Annotated in this window: 10 protein-coding genes; 9 read left to right on the top strand and 1 reads right to left on the bottom strand. The window is 55.7% G+C overall.

Annotated elements, in window-relative coordinates; all coding sequences use genetic code 11:
• Nucleotides 1-921 (top strand): NAD(+)/NADH kinase (locus C5O24_RS04275; protein WP_205961064.1); only part of this gene is annotated, 921 nt, incomplete at its 5' end.
• Nucleotides 922-1,029: 108 nt separating this feature from the next.
• Here C5O24_RS04275 and C5O24_RS04270 read toward each other — a convergent pair.
• Nucleotides 1,030-6,204, bottom strand: a complete 5,175-nt coding sequence (locus tag C5O24_RS04270) for a hypothetical protein (protein ID WP_107681509.1) — start codon at nt 6,202-6,204, stop codon at nt 1,030-1,032.
• Nucleotides 6,205-6,794: 590 nt separating this feature from the next.
• Here C5O24_RS04270 and C5O24_RS04265 point away from each other — a divergent pair.
• From C5O24_RS04265 to C5O24_RS04230, 8 genes are all read left to right on the top strand, one after another.
• Nucleotides 6,795-7,979, top strand: a complete 1,185-nt coding sequence (locus C5O24_RS04265) for an efflux RND transporter periplasmic adaptor subunit (RefSeq protein ID WP_107036724.1) — start codon at nt 6,795-6,797, stop codon at nt 7,977-7,979.
• Nucleotides 7,980-8,031: 52 nt separating this feature from the next.
• A complete protein-coding gene (locus C5O24_RS04260; protein ID WP_107036723.1) occupies nt 8,032-11,406 on the top strand; it encodes an efflux RND transporter permease subunit in 3,375 nt (1,124 codons plus the stop codon).
• Between the two features lie 190 nt (nt 11,407-11,596).
• Nucleotides 11,597-12,985, top strand: coding sequence for a TolC family protein (locus tag C5O24_RS04255; RefSeq protein ID WP_107681508.1), 1,389 nt, complete (start codon nt 11,597-11,599; stop codon nt 12,983-12,985).
• 35 nt (nt 12,986-13,020) lie between these two features.
• The gene (gene lpxA / locus C5O24_RS04250) at nt 13,021-13,815 is read left to right on the top strand and encodes an acyl-ACP--UDP-N-acetylglucosamine O-acyltransferase (protein WP_107681507.1); all 795 of its coding nucleotides are present in this window, start codon (nt 13,021-13,023) and stop codon (nt 13,813-13,815) included.
• 354 nt (nt 13,816-14,169) lie between these two features.
• A complete protein-coding gene (locus tag C5O24_RS04245) occupies nt 14,170-14,781 on the top strand; it encodes a riboflavin synthase (protein WP_107036726.1) in 612 nt (203 codons plus the stop codon).
• Nucleotides 14,782-14,811: 30 nt separating this feature from the next.
• A complete protein-coding gene (locus tag C5O24_RS04240) occupies nt 14,812-16,479 on the top strand; it encodes a putative transporter (RefSeq protein ID WP_107681506.1) in 1,668 nt (555 codons plus the stop codon).
• Nucleotides 16,480-16,503: 24 nt separating this feature from the next.
• Nucleotides 16,504-17,172 carry a cytidylate kinase-like family protein gene (locus C5O24_RS04235; protein ID WP_107036719.1) on the top strand — a complete coding sequence of 223 codons (669 nt, stop codon included), beginning with the start codon at nt 16,504-16,506 and terminating at the stop codon, nt 17,170-17,172.
• A 399-nt stretch (nt 17,173-17,571) separates the two neighbouring features.
• Nucleotides 17,572-18,298, top strand: a 727-nt coding sequence (locus C5O24_RS04230) for a hypothetical protein (protein ID WP_133165459.1), incomplete at its 3' end; no start/stop codon positions are given.

Genomic DNA, 18,298 nt, shown 5'->3' with positions numbered 1-18,298 from the left:
TCAGATACACAACCAATCCATATACCATATAGCCCAATGAAAATAGCCATATTCGGCAACTCCTATCAGGATGAGCACGCCGACGGACTGCGCCGGCTGTTCGGCGCGCTTGGCCGTGCCGAGGGAGTGACGCTGGCCATACAGCATGCCTACGCCGATTATCTCCGCACTGTGCTCGGCGACGCCATGCCTGTCGCCGAACTGTTTGATCCTACCTGCGATTTCAGCGCCGGCCTGGCCTTGAGCATCGGCGGCGACGGAACTTTTCTCCATACGGCATTTCACGTGGGCGACAAGCAGATACCTATAATGGGCATCAACACCGGACATCTCGGATATCTGTCGGCGGCTCCGCTGGCCAATGCCGGAGCCATCGTGGAGGCGGCCGTGAGCGGCGACTATCTGGTGGAGGCGCGCACCATGCTGTCGGTGAGCCGCTCCTCTGAGCCGGAGGCCGGGAACGGGGAGTGGCCTTGCGCGCTCAACGAGGTGGCGATACTCCGTCAGGCGTCGGCCTCGATGATAGCCGTCGACACTACGGTCGATTCGCAGCCGCTCGCCCGATACCTCTGCGACGGCCTTATTGTGGCTACCCCCACCGGAAGCACGGCCTACAACCTGTCGGCCGGAGGCCCCATACTGGCTCCCTCGGCGCCGAGCTGGGTGCTCACCCCCGTGGCGCCCCATTCGCTCAACATGCGCCCCATCGTGGTGGCCGATTCGGCAGTGGTGGAGGTGGAGCCGCATTCGCGTGCCGGATTCTTCACCCTGAGTATCGACGGCATGGTGTGGACGCTCCCCGAGGGAACGCGTCTGCGCATCGCCCGGTCGAAGTTCCACACCAATGTGGTGCGTCTGCGTGGCACCACCTTCACCGACTCTCTGCGCGAGAAACTCCTCTGGGGTGTGGCTCATCAGTAAGCCTCGGCCCGGATATCACAGATAGATATCACAGATATATGCAAGAGCGCCCACGGTCCGAGACCGTGGGCGCTCTGCGCATATGACCGTATGGTCAGTGAGGATGGTTTACTTCACCACCGCCTTGACGGCCTTGCCCGAGGCGAGGCGCACGATGTAGATGCCGCGGGGGAGTCCCTGTGGATTCACACGGCGTCCGGCGATGTCGAAGGTCTGCGCGCCCTCGGGCACGATGATCGAGTTGCCCTCCACGCGCACGCTTCCGGCCTCCTGATCGGCACCCACGCCGTCAATGCCTGTCACTTCGGGCTTGAACTTGATCTGGTAGTCCTTGACAGACTCCGCTCCTGGGCGCTTGCCGCTCTCGAGGGCGTAGGCCTTGATCTGTCCGTTGATGACGGCCTGCGTGTCGTTGGTGAGCGTCAGCGGTCCGTTGTAGAGCTTCTCGGCGGTTCCGTCGAGCGAGTAGTAGATTGCCGCTCCTGCGGGTCCGGTGATGGTGATGACGGTCAGTGCCTCCTGCTCGTCGACGGTGATGGTGACGTCGCCCGAGAGGTATTCTCTCACTACCGACGCTTTGGCCTCATGCGAGGGGAGCATGTCGTCGGCTGTGGCGCGTGCGAGTATCTCGCCCGATGCCGTGGCGTCGAAGGCTCCGGTGTAGGGGTTCCATGTCTTGCCTCCGTCGAGCGAATACTCGATGGCTGCACCCTCTGTGGCACAGGTGATGCTGACGGTGGTCTTGTCGAGGAACGCAGCCTCGGCGGGATTGATCACGGGGAGTGCCACACGGTCGATGGCCTGCGATGCGGTGAGGTAGATCACCGGCTTGTCATTGTCGTCGGCGAGCACGTAGCCTGTGAGCTTCCATGCCTCGGCGTCACCCTCGGGGATGGCGGCGAATGTCGTATCGATGGCGTATGTGTTGCCCTCGGCGTCGGTGGCGTTGCCTTCGGCCACGGTGACTCCAAAGAGTGTGGCGGGCGCGGGGGTGCTGATAGCGAAGCTTTCGTCCTCGTCGAGCAGCTCGGCGTCGGCGTCGATCTCATGGATCGAAGCGGTGTTCTTGCTGTTTCTGACGAGCACGATGTCGGCGAGATACTTGCCCTCTTCGGCCTCGGCCGGAGCGGCAGCCACCACGGCGAGATTACCCTCTTTGTCGGCGGCCATCACCGTTCCCTCGGCAGCAGCCACCACTTTCAGATGCTTGCGAAAGTGGTAGAGATTGTTGGCGTTGTCGCCTCCGGCCATCTCGGCGAGCGTGTTGACGTCGGAAGCATCCTTGCTGAGGGTCAGCGTGGTGATGCGGTCGCCGGCGAGATATCCCGGACGGAGCGGGCACTTGAATGCCACGGTGGTGTTGTGGGTGTCAAATCCGGCGAGTTTTGCGGCGTCGTAGGCCTCGTATTCGCCTCCGTTGATGCTCATGAGTATTTCGAAGTCGGCATCCTCCAGTTCAGCGTCGGGGCTGCTTACGCTCACGGTCTTGATGAACGATGCTGCGAGCTTCGATGCGTCGTCGGCGTCGGGAGTGGCCACGATCTCATTGCCTTCGGCTGTCACTTTGACTGTGGGCAGCGGTGCGGCCTCGGTGATGGAGTAGTCCTTGATCTTGAGCGCATAGCCTGTGGCTGTGGCGTTCTTGAAGATGTGCCCCTGGATATTGAAGTAGATATCCTTGCCTTCGGTCTTGGCGTCGTTGTAGGCCTTTATGATCTCGGCCTTTACATCCTTCACGGCAGGCTCTTCGGTCTCGTCGCCGTCCTCGGCGAGTGCGGCAGTCGACTCTGCGGCGGGCAGCAGCGACCAGTCGATCTCGAGGTTGGTGCCGAGTCCTGTGGTGGAGAATACCGGGTCGGTGTCTTCGTTGGCGGTCAGCTTCACATTGTTGATGGCCACATAGTCGGCTATGTTCGAGTCATCGAAGGTCAGCTTGGCCGCGTCGGCCTCGTTTGAGGCATCGTAGCAGAGATCCTTCCTGATCGGCGCTCCGAGGCGATCCATGTGGTTCTTGTACATCGGATTTCCTTTTCCGAGTTCGCCCCAGATTGTTTTGTCAGGGTCGTTCTGCTCATCATAATCGCTATATGAGTGCCCCTTGATATAAGCCCAGTTGTAGCGCTGATTAATGCCGCTGTCGTATTTGCTGCCTTCGAGACCTGTCAGATCCGCAACCATGACTCCGCTCATCTCGGCTGGTGTGAATGTGATGGTTGTGATCTGATCACCGATTCGTGGCAGACTCCATGTGCTGAAAGATGTCCACGTATAGTAGTTGCCGTGTACAAACGTGAACTTGGCGTTGTTCCATTTGTTTTTTGTGTAGGCGATGATATATCCGTCGGCTTCGGCGTCGCGAAGATACATGTATTGGTATGTGGGGTCGAATCCGAGTACCACCATCTTGCCGTCAACCCGATAGTACTTGTCCTTGAGCTGTTCGGCTGTTTTTCCATTCAGTTCCTTCTTTACCTCGGCTATGGAGTTGTAACCCGGAGCGGTGCTTATGATATCGGTCACTGTAAGGGTGAATGGTTCGCTGACAGCAAATGGTGCTTGAGAGTAAGCGCAATCCTGTGTATTGACGCTGACCCTGATCTGCCGGTTGTCATCAAATACGAGTGATGTGAGTGTGGCTGATGTAGTTGTTTTCGAACCGGTTATGTCAGAATTTGACGTGGGATTGTAATAGGAGTAGAAATAGTTTTTGGTGGTTCCGGCAGCGCCGCTGAATTGCAAAAGCATTCTTCCGCTAACCATTTTGATGGTAGCTTCGGCAGCATTACCTTCCTCGTTGAGTTTGTATGAGTCTTCAACCAGTGTCGTTCCGTTGCTGATATTTCCAATGTTGACGGTAGGCATTTTGGGGGCGATGTTTATGCCTCTGGGTATGATGTAGTAGCCTCCGTTGCCTTCGGTATCGTATTCGACAATACCTGTGATTACAACATCAGCGCCGTCAGTAAGTGCAGTGGTAGACGGGATGGCATACGTGTTGTTCGGAATCTGTGATATGAATCCTGTAGCGGTGGTAAGTCTTACGTCGATCTGTGTGTCGTCGGCATAATGGAAAAGATTGCCTGTCTTTGTATATTTGGCTTTTATGTAGACGATTTTCCCATAGTCGTCGGCGCTGAACTTTTCTATAGGATTGCATATATAAGTGTCGGTGACGAATTTCAAGCCTTTGGCGATGTTGTCTTTGAAAATGTCAGTGTAACGCTTATATGCGCCGGCGTAGCAATAGTCGAAATAGTCGATGTCGTTGGCTTCGTCTTTGAGTAATATGTAGGGGTGTCCCTGATCGTCGAACGAAAGTTGTCCGACAGCTCCTCCGGCGGGAATGAACGGTATCTGGTTGAACACACGTCCGGCGGTGGCCTGGAAGGCTGCTCCGGGCCATGCTTTTGAGGCTGTGGTAACCTTTGCATTCATTCGAGAAACGAATTTGAGGGGAGTGCCTGTGGTGTCTCGGGCGTAGACTATGTAGGTATTTGGATCGGCTGTGTATGTGCCTGATGCGAGAGTCTGTATCGGGAAGTCGAGATATACGAGCTTACCGTTGTTGGCTTTGTCAAGGAGCTGACCGGCATTGCTGAACCTTATGCTCTCGATTTTTTTGAACTGATAGGTGGCGACTCCCGAGCATATCTCGTTGCCGTCGACTGTGGCATAGCTGCGGATTGACAGATATCCGTCGCCGGTCACTGCGATAGGATCCTCGCCGACGAGTGTGGCTTTTGACTTGTCAAACGTCTTGTCGTCGAGCTGTGTGTCGCCGAAGATGTAATAGATCTTCGCTTCAGGATATATGCAGGCGGCATTGTGGGCTGCGGTTACTTTCAGGTCTTTGAAGAGATTGTAGATGCCGGTGGCATTGCTCTGAACGGCTCCGCTTGAGATTGTCACCTCGGGCACCATCGGGAGCTGAACCGGAGGTGCGATTTTGGATGTGTATCTGATTTTCAGACCATCGAACCCGAAGGCCATGTCAAGGCCGTTTTTCTGGTCGGTGGTGGCGGCATAAGTACCTGTGTTGAAAGGATCGTATGAAATCGATGCTTTGACAGTGTATGTGGAGTTGCTTGCGTCGAGTCCTGCGACGTTGGTGATGGCGCTTATGACTGGGGCAGTGCCTCCTATTGCTCCGGTGGGGGCTGTTACGTTGGAGTTGGCGTATGTCGCGCTTGTTCCGGTTGCGGCATAGTTGTTGAGCTGATATTCCACAGAATATGCCTCGTTGATGTCGTCGGAGGCCGAATAGTCGGGATCAAGGGTGGTGTAGAAGGTCACGCCGATCGTTGCGCCGATGATCTTCCTGACGGGGTCGATGATGACTGTCGGCTGGTTGGGTTTGGGTGATGCCGGGCGTGTGAATGTGGTCATTGCGTTGCCGATGCGTGTCTTGACAGTGGCGCCGTTGAGTTTTATCCGTTCTGAGCCGGTGGCTTCTGTCCAGTCTGTGGCGTCGTCGTCCTTGTAGTAGATGACGTCGGCATAGTTCTTGCCATATTTCATAGTGTTGTCATACTTAGGCATCCATCCGTCGGAGTTGTCGTAGTATTGCACTATGATCTTGCGTATCTGCAGATAGTAATATCCATCAGGATTGACAAAGTCCAAAGTCAGGTTCGGCTCGTCGCCATATATTCGGGAACTTTCGTATTTGACGGTTATGCCGTCGTTGTCCAGGTTGACTGCGCTCAGTGTGAATCGGTCGTCTTCAACGTCGGAGCTGAAGTCTTTGATGCACTTGATGTTTTGTTTGTATGCTTGCAACGCCTTGTTCAGGTTGTTGCCATACATGTTTGTCTGTATCTGAATTGATTTGATGCGCTTCTTGTCGCTCAACGAGATTTTGAGTTTTGCTCCGGTATATGTATAGATATTGGTGTTGATATACGATGTGTTCTGATACCAGGCAGGATTTTCGTTTTTCGGCGTTGTCGAGCAGTTGGAGAAGTCAAAATCGATAGTCAGCGGGTCATCGTCGTCGGCAGCCGATTTGATCAGATATTGCCCGTAGCCGTGAGCGTCTTGTCCGGTGGGAATGTCTGTTGGTGTTATGGACTCTGAGTCAGACAGGGTGTAGTCGGCGGTATTGGTGGCGCCTTCAAGCGCTCCTTTGACTCTTTTGCCCATGCTGACCAGGCCGTTGGTGAAGTTGGATTTGGTGACAGTGTAGGTTTTAGTGACTGGTGAATGCTCCTGGGCGGCGGCGTGGTGTGGCGATAGGCCACAGAGAGCTGCCACCCCGAGAAGGGTGAGTAGAAGTTGTTTCATAATCTTTGTCCTGTTGTTTGATTAGAAAAATGATTAAAACTGGATAGTATAAAATTTATGAATATGCAGAATTAGCATGGCCGTCTGATCGGTCGAAAAAATCGGTTGTGAAGTTAAAAATTGGATAATAGTGCGAATATTTTGGGAGAAAAGTTTAACAAGATTGTAAAAGTGTGTCAGGGGGGGGGTACAATACTGTTTACTAAAGCGCACAAACGTGCGCGTGAGTTGCGAAATGGGAATTTGTGAGAATAGTGTATTTAATAGGAATAAAAATAGTATATCAGGTTCGATTGTATTAGGGCGGCCTGTGGCGGCCTTGGAAATGTAATCGGACTGATCGGGTAAATGGTGTGGCGATGTCGGGCAGGTGAGTGGTCGATAGGGTGTGAAAATTGGAAGAAAAGTCGAATGGTGTTAATGATGCTTAAAGTTGTGTGAAATATTTGTGGGCGGCGTTTCCGCAGGTGCAAATAGTTGAGTACCTTTGCACGCGTATTTTTCGGAGGGAGTGTTTCGCATCTGGAACCAATCACTGAGATGTTAGCATAAATCGGAAAATAGTAAGTTACACGATAAATAATAAGCGTATGAATTTAACCATGTTGAATCTGGCCGGCCTGATGCTGGCCGGCGCAGTGGCAACAGTAGCCGTCGGATGCAGTGGCGGCGATCAGCAGCAGATGCAGCAGATGGCTCCGAGCATAGCCACGATCACCCTCGCGGAGGGCACGTCGGATCTCGAGAGCAGTTTCCCGGCTCTGATCAAGGGCAAGAGCGACGTAGCGATACGTCCGCAGGTGACAGGTTTCATCACTAAAGTGTGTGTCGACGAAGGCCAGCAGGTGAGCAAGGGTCAGACACTCTTCATTCTCGACCAGGTGCAGTTTCAGGCTGCCGTGGATCAGGCCGTGGCGGCTGTCAACGCAGCCCAGACCGCAGTGTCGACCGCCCAGATGACCGCCGACACCAAGAAGAAGCTTTACGACAAGAACATCATAAGCCAATATGAATATCAGGTGGCCGACAATCAGCTCCAGAGCGCCAAGGCACAGCTCTCGCAGGCTCAGGCTCAGCTGATCAACGCCCGCAAGAATCTGGCATATACGGTGGTGACTTCGCCTTCTAACGGCGTGGTGGGCACGATACCCAACCGCGAAGGCTCGCTGGCGTCGCCCTCGTCGGTGGAGCCGCTGACCACGGTGAGCGACAACAACGAGGTGTATGCCTACTTCTCGCTGACCGAGCGCGATCTGCTCTCGCTCTCCGACGGCGGCAAGCGCTCGCTCAAGGAGGCTATCGCGGCGATGCCCAAGGTGAAGCTGCGCATGGCCGACGGCCAGATCTATCCTCTGGAGGGCACTGTGGCCACAGTCAGCGGTGTGATCGACAACTCGACCGGCTCTTCGAGCGTGCGCGCGCTGTTCAATAATCCCGACGGACTGCTCCGCAGCGGCGGTACGGGCCAGGTGATCATCCCCAATGTGCAGGACAATGTGATCATCATCCCGCAGAAGGCCACCTTCGAGCTTCAGGACAAGCGCTTTGTGTATGTGGTCAACGACTCCAACAAGGTGGTGTCGACTCCGATCACCATCGAGGCTTCCAACGACGGCAAGACCTTCATCGTCACTTCGGGTCTCAAAGCCGGCCAGCGTATAGCAGTAGAGGGCGTGGGCACGCGTCTGCAGGACGGCATGGCCATCACTCCGGTGGATCAGGCCGCGCAGGCGGCAGCCGCGCAGCAGAGCGCCGAGGGTGTGGCAGCCGAGTGAGCCACTCTCTCTCATACACACAAATATTCAGAATAAAGTTAGTATTTGACAGATGAAATTAGATACGTTCATTAACCGCCCGGTGCTGTCGACGGTAATCTCGATATTCATCGTGCTGCTGGGTCTGATCGGCCTCTTCTCGCTGCCGGTGACCCAATTTCCCGACATAGCGCCGCCTACGATACGCGTGTCGACCACATATCAGGGCGCCAACGCCCAGGCTGTGCTTAACTCCGTGATAGCTCCTCTTGAGGAGTCGATCAACGGCGCCCAGGGCATGACCCACATGGAGTCGACCGCCACCAACTCCGGCTCGGCCGACATCACAGTGTATTTCGAGCAGGGCTTTAATCCCGACATGGCTGCCGTCGACGTGCAGAACCGTGTGTCGAAGGCTCTCAACCTGCTTCCCGCCGAGGTGACTCAGGTGGGTGTGCAGACAGCCAAGCGTCAGTCGTCGATGCTTCTGATGGTGTCGCTCTACGACGCTTCGGGCAACTACTCGATGGAGTTTATCGACAACTATGCCAAGATCAATATCATTCCCCAGCTGCAGCGTGTGTCGGGCGTGGGCGACGTCATGTCGTTCGGTGCCGACTACTCGATGCGTATATGGCTCAAGCCCGAGGTGATGGCCCAGTATGGCCTGATGCCTTCGGATGTCACCTACGCTCTTTCGGAGCAGAATATCGAGGCCGCTCCGGGTACGTTCGGCGAACAGGGCGACCAGAGCTTCCAGTACACGATGAAGTATAAAGGCCGTCTGACCACTCCCGAGCAGTTCGAGGATATAGTGGTGGCCGCCAAGCCCACCGGCGAGATACTCCGTCTGGGTGATGTGGCCGAAGTGGAGCTGGGACGTCTGACCTACGGATTCTCCAACTCGCTCAACGGCAAGGTAGCCACGTCGTGTATCGTCTTCCAGACCGCCGGCTCCAACGCCACACAGATCATCAACGACTGTCTGGCCGAGATCAAGAAGATGGAGGGCGAGCTTCCCTCGGGTCTGAAGATAGCGATACCGATGAACAACAACGACTTCCTCGATGCCTCGATCCATGAGGTGATCAAGACCCTCATCGAGGCGTTCATCCTGGTGTTCTTCGTGGTGTATGTGTTCCTGCAGGATATCCGCTCCACGATCATCCCGGCCATCGCGATCCCGGTGGCTCTTGTGGGTACGTTCTTCTTCATGAACCTCATCGGCTTCTCGATCAACCTCATCACTCTGTCGGCTCTCGTGCTTGCGATCGCGATTGTGGTCGACGACGCGATAGTGGTGGTGGAGGCTGTCCACGCCAAGCTCGATGTCGGCTACAAGAGCTCTCGCCGCGCAGCCATCGACGCCATGGGCGAGATAGGCGGCGCCATCATATCGATCACTCTGGTGATGATGCTCGTGTTTATCCCCGTGTCGTTCATGACCGGCACCACGGGCGTGTTCTACCGTCAGTTCGGTCTGACGATGGCTATCTCCATCGGTATCTCTGCGCTCAACGCCCTGACGCTGTCGCCGGCTCTCTGCGCCGTGTTCCTGAAAGCCCACGGCGACGACTCGTCGCTCAAGGAGCGCATGGGCAAAGCCTACGGAGCGGCCGCCGAGGCTGTCGTAGGTCAGGCCAAGCGTCGCTTCACACTCGATCTTCCCCCGCTGATCACCTTCGCATTCCTGGCCGCCACGATCACCTTCATGGTGCTCGGCTGGTATAACGTGGCTCATCCGGTGAAGCTGGCCATCGCCTCGGTATGTGCCGTGGTGGCAGTGCTCGGCATCTTCGGCAAGCGCTTCCACAAAGGCTTCGAGATCGGTTTCGGCCGTATCATGAAATATTACAACAAGGTCACCGGCTGGTTTATCAACCACAAGATCACCGCATTCTCGCTGGTGGCAGTGGCAGTGGCCGCGCTGGTGTGGCTCATGAGCATCACCACCTCCACTCTTGTGCCCAACGAGGATACCGGAACGTTGTTCTGCATGGTCGACATGCCCCCGGGCACATCGCAGGAACGCACCGACGCCGTGCTTGAACAGCTCGACCAGATTCTGGCCACGGTGCCGGAGATCGAGTATCGCCAGAAAATTTCAGGCTACAGCTTCATGGCCGGCCAGGGCGCTACCTACGGCACAGTCATCATCAAGCTCAAGAACTGGGAGGAGCGCAAGCGCAAGGATCAGTCGTCGGACGCCATCCTGGGCAAGCTCTACGCCATGACATCCGTGATCAAGGACGGCCGCGTGGTGATGTTCGCGCCCCCGATGATATCGGGTTACTCGCTGACCAACGGTTTCGAGATCAAGATGCAGGACAAGACCGGCGGCAGTGTCGAAGACTTCTTCGCTGTGGTGCAGGGTTTCCTCGCACAGCTCAACCAGCAGCCTGAGGTGCAGGTGGCCATGACCACGTTCAACCCCACCTTCCCGCAGTATCTGGTGGATATCGACGCCGCCAAGGCCAAGCAGGCCGGCCTGTCGCCCCGCGACATTCTGACCACGCTGCAGGGTTACTACGGCGGTATGTATGTCAGCAACTTCAACCGTTTCGGCAAGATCTACCGCGTGATGATGCAGGCCTCGCCCGAGGCGCGCGTAAGCCCCGAGACCCTTGCGTCGATCAAGGTGCGCAACGGCGGCGAGATGGCATCGCTCTCCAACTTCGTGACCATGCAGAAGGTGTATGGCCCCGACCTGCTCAACCGATTCAACATGTTCCAGTCGATCTCGGTCAACGGTAACCCCGCACCGGGCTATACGTCGGGCGACTGTCTGGCGGCCATTACCCGCGTGGCGCAGGAGACTCTCCCGCCGGGCTACGGCTACGAGTATTCCGGCATGACCCGCGAGGAGGCTTCGAGCGGCGCCGGATCGACCACAGCCGTGATCTTCGGTCTCTGTCTGCTCTTCGTATATCTGCTGCTCTCGGCCCAGTATGAGAGCTACATCCTGCCGATGTCGGTCATCCTGTCGATACCGTTCGGTCTGATGGGTACCTTCATCTTCGCCCAGATCTTCGGAGTATCCAACAATATCTATCTGCAGATCGCCCTGATCATGCTTATCGGTCTGCTGGCCAAGAACGCCATCCTTATCGTGGAGTTTGCCATCGAGCGCCGCCGCACTGGCATGTCGGTGGTCAATGCCGCCATCCAGGGTGCGTCGGCCCGTCTGCGCCCGATCCTCATGACCTCTCTGGCCATGATCATCGGTCTGCTCCCGATGATGTTCGCCTCCGGCGCCGGCGCCAACGGCAATCGTGCCCTCGGCACCGGATCTATAGGCGGCATGCTTATCGGTATGTTCCTGCAGATATTCATCGTGCCCGCCCTCTTCGTGATCTTCCAGAAGATCCAGGAGAAGATCACTCCGATAAAGTGGGAGGATACCGACAACGAAGGCATCGAGAACGAGATCGAGCAGTATTCGCGTTAAGAGATCGTCTAAAATTCATATCACTTTGCTTTTGAGAGTCTTTTCAGCGTCTTTTTGTTTGCTCTTCGGTCATGTAGCTACGGCTACACTCCCTCATCACAAACAAAAATCCATCTGACAATCCTTCTCAAAATCCGTATAATATAAATTTAGACGATCTCAAAGAGGGACAATTCACATATATCATCAAATGAAAATCAATCGCATCATAATATCTACGGCAGCAGCCATGGCCCTCACGGGCCTGGCCGGCTGCAACATGTACGGCAAATTCAAGATGCCTGACGACTCCCAGCTCGGAAAAGCCTACGCCGAGGCCAAGGAAGCTCCGGTGGACAGCGCCGCCTTCGGCAATCTGCGCTGGCAGGAGGTGTTTACCGATCCGGTGCTCACCGATCTAATTTATCAGGCGCTCGACAATAACAAGGATCTGCGCAACGCCAAGCTCAACGTCGACATTGCCGCAGCCAACCGTCTGGGCGCGCGTCTGGCCTATCTCCCCTCGCTGTCGCTCGCGCCCAACGGCGCCGGCGCCAAGTATTTTGACGTCACCGACATGAGCTGGACCTATCAGATACCCGCCGCCGCAAGCTGGGAGGTGGACATCTTCGGACGTCTGCTCAACTCCAAGCGCGGAGCTGAGGCCGCCTACCGCCAGACGGAGGCTTACCGTCAGGCTGTGCGCTCGCAGATAATCGGCGGCGTGGCCAACTGCTACTATACCATAGCCATGCTTCAGCAGCAACTCGATCTGAGCCGCCGCACGGCCGAACTGTGGGCCGAGAACGTCACCACGATGAAGGACCTCAAGGAGGCCGGCCGCGTCACCGAGGCCGCCGTGGTGCAGAGCGAGGCCCAGTATCTGAGCATACTCGGCTCGATCAAGGACCTGGAGGACAATCTTCATCAGGCCAACAACACCATGTCGCTGCTGATGAACACCATGCCTATGGAATGGGTGACATCGCCCGACGCCACTCTGACCGCTCCGGAAATGCTTCGCGAGGAGATACCGATGCGCGAACTCGCCGCCCGTCCTGACATACGCGCCGCCGAAGAGAGTCTGGCCGCTGCCTACTACACTACGGCAGGCGCCCGCTCGGCCTTCTATCCGTCGCTCAACATCACTGCCAACGGAGGCTTCACCAATCTCGTCGGAGGCATGGTGATGAACCCCGGCAAGTGGTTCATACAGCTCGCCGGACAGCTGACGGCTCCGCTCTTCGCACGCGGACAGAACATAGCCCGCCTGAAGGCTGCAAAAGCCCAGCAGGAGCAGGCGATGAACAACTTCGAATATGCGCTCATGTCGGCATCGGCCGAGGTGTCGAACGCCATGATGCTCTATCAGAAGAGCACCGAGAAGGCCGTTCTGCTTCAGGAGCAGGTGGGCAAGCTCGCCACTTCGGTCGAGATCACCGAGGAGCTGCTTAAGCTCGGCGGCATGTCGACCACATATCTTGAGGTGCTGACGGCCCAGCAGCAGCTGCTGTCGGCCCAGATGTCGGAGCTGTCGTGCAACCTCACCACCGCCCAGGCTGTGATCAACCTCTATCAGTCGCTCGGCGGCGGCCGGTAATTATCCATCGAGTATCAACCTTAATCATTTCCATCATGGCAAGCAACATCAGTCCACTGGCCCATGTCGATCCGACGGCCAAACTCGGCGACAATGTCACCATCCATCCTTTCGCGTTTATCGACGCTGACGTGGAGATAGGCGACGGCTGCGAGATAATGTCGTACACGTCCATAATACGCGGCTCCCGCATGGGTCGCAACAACAGGGTGTATCAGGGCACTATCATCGGCGCCGACCCGCAGGATTTCCGCTGGAAGGGCGAGAAGACCTACTGCTACGTGGGCGACAACAACGTGATACGCGAGCATGTGATAATCAACCGCGGCATAGGCACCGAGGGTGGCACCCGTGTGGGCGACGACACATTCATCATGGCCGACACCCATATAGGGCACGATACGGTCATCAAGGGCCGCTGCGTGATAGGCAACGGCGTGACCATAGCCGGCGACGCCGAGGTGGGCGAGTGCTCCATCCTCTCGTCGGGTGTGATGCTCCACGAGAATTCGCGCGTGGGCGACTGGGTGCTTATCAAGGGCGGCTGCCGCATTACCGGCAATGTGCCTCCCTACGTGATCATGGCCCACAACCCGACGAGCTACTTCGGTGTCAACGCTGTGGTGATGCGCAAGCATGGCTTCACCGACGATCAGGTCGATGATGTGGCCAAGGCCTACCGTCATGTGTACCAGACCGGCACATCGGTGTTCAACGCCATGAAGCGTATCGAAGCCGACGTGGCTCCCTCGGAGGTGCGCGACAATATCATGCGCTTCATCAACGACTGCAAGCTCCGTATCGTGGCCATACCCCGCGATCTTGAGTGATAATCCGCGCCCGCGTGGCGTCGAAGTTCGCAGGGACGGACGTGTCAGCGCGGCTTCTGCTGTCTGAAACACTCTGACGACGCCTCCCGCTTGAGTAGTGAAATCAAAGGTGCTGTGCCAGGAAGTTATGTTCCGGCGCAGCACCCTTACGTTTGCGGAGGGATGATTGTGGAAACCGCGGAGGGGATGATTGCGTGGGAGTCGAGGGGTGTGTTGCCAGGTGAGTCGCGTGGCGCGGCATTATTGTTTTGGGAAGTAAAAAAAAATGAGTACTTTCGTAGCGTGTTAGGCCGTCCCGCAGTTTTGCAGTCGGGCGGGCTTGACACTCTGTATAACCCAATGCCGAAAAAAGACATGTTTTCAGGAATAGTAGAAGGAACCGCCCGTGTGGTGTCGGTCGTGGCCGACGAGGGTAACGTGCATCTCACCCTACAGTGGGATCTGGCCGACGAACTGCGTATCGATCAGTCGCTTGCCCATAACGGCGTGTGCCTTACGGTGGTCGCCCTTCCGGGCGACGGCACCTATACGGTCACAGCCATCAGCGAGACGCTGCGCCGCTCCAATCTCGGCGATCTCCGCGAGGGCTCGCTCGTCAATCTGGAGCGCAGTATGCCTGTCAACGGACGTCTTGACGGCCATATCGTGCAGGGACATGTTGACACCACGGCGGTGTGCACCGGCATAGAGGATGCCGACGGCAGCCGCTATTTCAAGTTTGAGTATGACATCGATCCGGCCATGGCAGCAAGGGGCTACATGACGGTCGAAAAAGGGTCGGTGACGGTCAACGGCGTGAGCCTGACGGTGTGTGACTCCGAGGCCCGGTCGTTTCGTGTGGCAATCATCCCCTATACCATGGATCACACCAACTTCTGCGAGATCGGGGTGGGAAGCCGCGTGAATATCGAGTTTGACATCATAGGCAAATATCTGGCCCGTCTGGCCGGATTCGCCGACAGATAACGCCCTTTTCGCGGCTAATGACACTGCATCATGGAATGGCTTGAAAGCGCGATATTGCAGCATTCGGCTCTGCAGGCCGTGATAGTGCTCTCGCTCATTGTGGCGGTGGGGCTCGGTCTGGGGAAGATAAAGATTTGCGGCATCACTCTGGGCGTCACCTGGGTGTTTTTCGCTGGCATTCTGGCCGGGCATGTGGGGCTGTCGATCGATCATCAGATGCTTCTTTATGCCGAGAGTTTCGGACTGGTGCTGTTTGTCTATGAGCTTGGCCTGAAGGTGGGTCCGGGATTTTTCAGCTCTTTCCGCACCGGCGGAGTGAAACTCAATGTGCTCGGTCTGACGCTTGTGATGCTCGGCACGCTGCTGGCTGTGGCCATGACGTTGGGTTTCAGCATCCCCATGGCCGATATGGTGGGCATAATAGCCGGGGCCACCACCAATACTCCCTCGCTCGGCGCCGCGCAGCAGGCTCTGCAGCAGATAGGACTGTCGGCTAACGGTGCCGCACTGTCGTGTGCGGTCACCTATCCTCTGGGTGTGGTGGGGGTGATCCTTGCCATAATCGTGGCCCGCAGGCTGTTCGTGAGGCCGTCGGATATGAAGCGTGCGGTCAGCGAAGAAACAAATCAGACTTATATCGCCGCCTTCCAGGTGCATAATCCTGCCGTGTACGGCAAGACGGTGAGGGAGGCGGCCGAGCTTATCAACCATCATTTTGTCATCTCGCGTCTGTGGCGTTCGGGTCATGTCAGCATTCCGACCTCCGACACCGAACTGATGGAGGGGGACCGGCTGCTGGTGATCACCACGGAACACGATGCTCCGGCGCTGACCATCCTCTTCGGTGCGCAGGAGAAAACCGACTGGAACGCCGACGATATCGACTGGGATGCCATCGATTCGTCGCTAATATCCAAGCATATCATAGTGACACGGCCGGAGATCAACGGCAAGAAGCTCGGATCGCTACGGCTGCGCAACAGTTATGGAATCAATATATCGCGTGTGTTGCGTTCGGGTGTGACGCTGCTCGCCACGCCTGAACTCGTGCTGCAGATCGGCGACCGTCTGACGGTTGTCGGCGAGGCCAAGGCTGTGGAAAATGTCGAGAAAGTGCTCGGCAACACCGCCACTGCGCTGCGCGATCCCAACATGGCGGCCATCTTTATCGGTCTGACCCTCGGGCTGCTGCTCGGATCGGTGCCTATCGCCATTCCGGGAGTGTCAACGCCGGTAAAGCTCGGCCTGGCCGGCGGCCCGATAGTAGTGGGTATAATCATAAGCCGGTTCGGACCCCGCTTCGGCCTCGTGACATATACCACCCGGTCGGCCAACCTGATGCTGCGCGGCATAGGTCTGTCGCTCTATCTGGCCTGTCTGGGACTGGATGCCGGCGCGCATTTTCTCGACACTATAATGCGCTCCGATGGACTGATATGGATCTCCGCCGGTCTGGCGATCACTTTCTTGCCTACGCTTCTCATGGCATACGTGGCGGTAAGGTGGGCCAAGGTTGATTTTCCTACGGCGTGCGGAATGCTGTGCGGAGCCATGGCCAATCCTATGGCTCTCGACTATTCCAACTCCACGATGGAGTGTGACGCTCCGTCGGTGGGCTATGCCACAGCCTATCCGCTCGCCATGTTTTCGCGTGTGGTCGTGGCTCAGTTGCTCGTGTTGCTCTTTTGTATAAGTTGAACGAATAAAAACGGATGTATTCCCATGAAAGACTCTGACAAGACCAATTCAGCCGACAACAGACATGTGACGATCACCGTCGGACGCCAGTTCGGCAGCGGCGGCCGTGAGATAGGGCGCAGACTGGCCGATGCGTTCGGATTCAGGTATTATGACAAGGAACTGCTCCACGAAGCCGCGCAGCGCGCCGGCGTGAGCACTGAGTTTTTTGAAAAGAACGATGAGCGCTTTCCGTCGTTTCTCAACGGTATTTTTTCGTTTGCATTCGGTATGTCGCCGAGCAATATATATGCCGGTTCCACCTCTATAAGCGACGATTCGCTCTATCGCGCACAGTCCGATTTTATCCATTCGCTCGCCGACACCGGTTCGTGTGTGATAGTAGGCCGTTCGTCGGACTATGTGCTCCGCGATCATCCCCGCACGGTCAACCTTTTTGTGCATGCCCCGATGGAGCGGTGTATCGACCGCATAGTGGCACGCGATCCGTCGCTGAGCCGCGAAAAGGCGCGTGCACGCGCTGAAAAGATCAATCGCCTCAGAGCCAATTACTACAATTTCTATACCGACAAGACCTGGGGAGCCGCATCGAGTTATGATCTGACTTTTGACACATCGCTTCTTTCTGCCGACGACATAGTGGCTCTCGTGCGCCACTATATACAGATGCGTTTTCCTGACAATCTTCTCTGACATCTGATATCTTTACCTTGATTTGCACTTGTTAACCAAATTATTTTGGTTTGATAGATGCGAATCTTTATCTTTGGGCATCCATAGGTGTAATATTCCTTAGGGAGAGAATTGTATTATGCCGGCTATAAGGCAAAACATTATGATGTCTTATGGATATTGATGGCAGTACACTTTGCTGTTTAACCGATGTAACTATTTAACAAATATAGCCATGAAAAAAATGCAATATCTTTTACATGTGATCGTGGTGGCGATAGCCGCAACGTGTCTGGCCATGGTTGCGACAGGGTGTAATGATGATGGTCCGGTTGTCGATCGTATCAATAGCGAGGTTGATTCTATAGCGTTGTGCAAGATCATGGCTGCCGGGCCGGTGTATTATGAGTATCAGCATAAATGGGATCCAAAAAAATCAATTCTCTTCCACCTGACTGGAAGGTGTACTGGCGGATGTGTGAAGATGGGAAAAATCATATTGTGGGAATGGTGGTCTGCGCTTATGACTACAGGTTGCCGGGGCATGTTTCCGAGGCGTTTGCCGATCTTGAGTATCTTGAGACTGTCGTCATCATGGGTCCGGGCTGGGAAGGTCAGCTGCCTGAGAATTTCGGACAAAATGTAACCGGATTAGGGTTGAAGGAAACCTTGTTGACCTCAGTAGATTGCAATATGAATTTAGCGGAAATGTGGCAGTTTTTCATACAAGACAATCCATTGTTGACCACACTCCCCGATTTGTCGACTTTGGGTCGTGATCTGGATTATCGCCAAGAGTTTAACGTGGTTATAACCAATAATGAAAATCTTTCCGGCCAAGTCCCGTCGATAAATATGCAGAACAAGCAGCGGTACTGTATCCAAATAAAAGGTAATGGATATACAAGTGTTGACTATCATCAGATAGGGCTGTACAGATGTCATTGGGGGATTGAAAATTGTATTGAGATGAGCAACAACAAGATTTCCGGAACGTTGCCGGATTATATAACCAACGATCCGCACAGACTCGTGAGGGCGTATTATATACTGAATCCACAAAGTGACGGATATGGCTTTTCCAATATGCCCTCGGATGAGGAAGTGGTCCGCATAAAAAAAGAGCTCGATCTGCCGAATTCCGCAT

The sequence above is a fragment of the Paramuribaculum intestinale genome (assembly GCF_003024925.1).
GTDB classification, from domain to species: domain Bacteria; phylum Bacteroidota; class Bacteroidia; order Bacteroidales; family Muribaculaceae; genus Paramuribaculum; species Paramuribaculum intestinale.
This window is presented reverse-complemented; position numbering and strand designations above follow the sequence as displayed.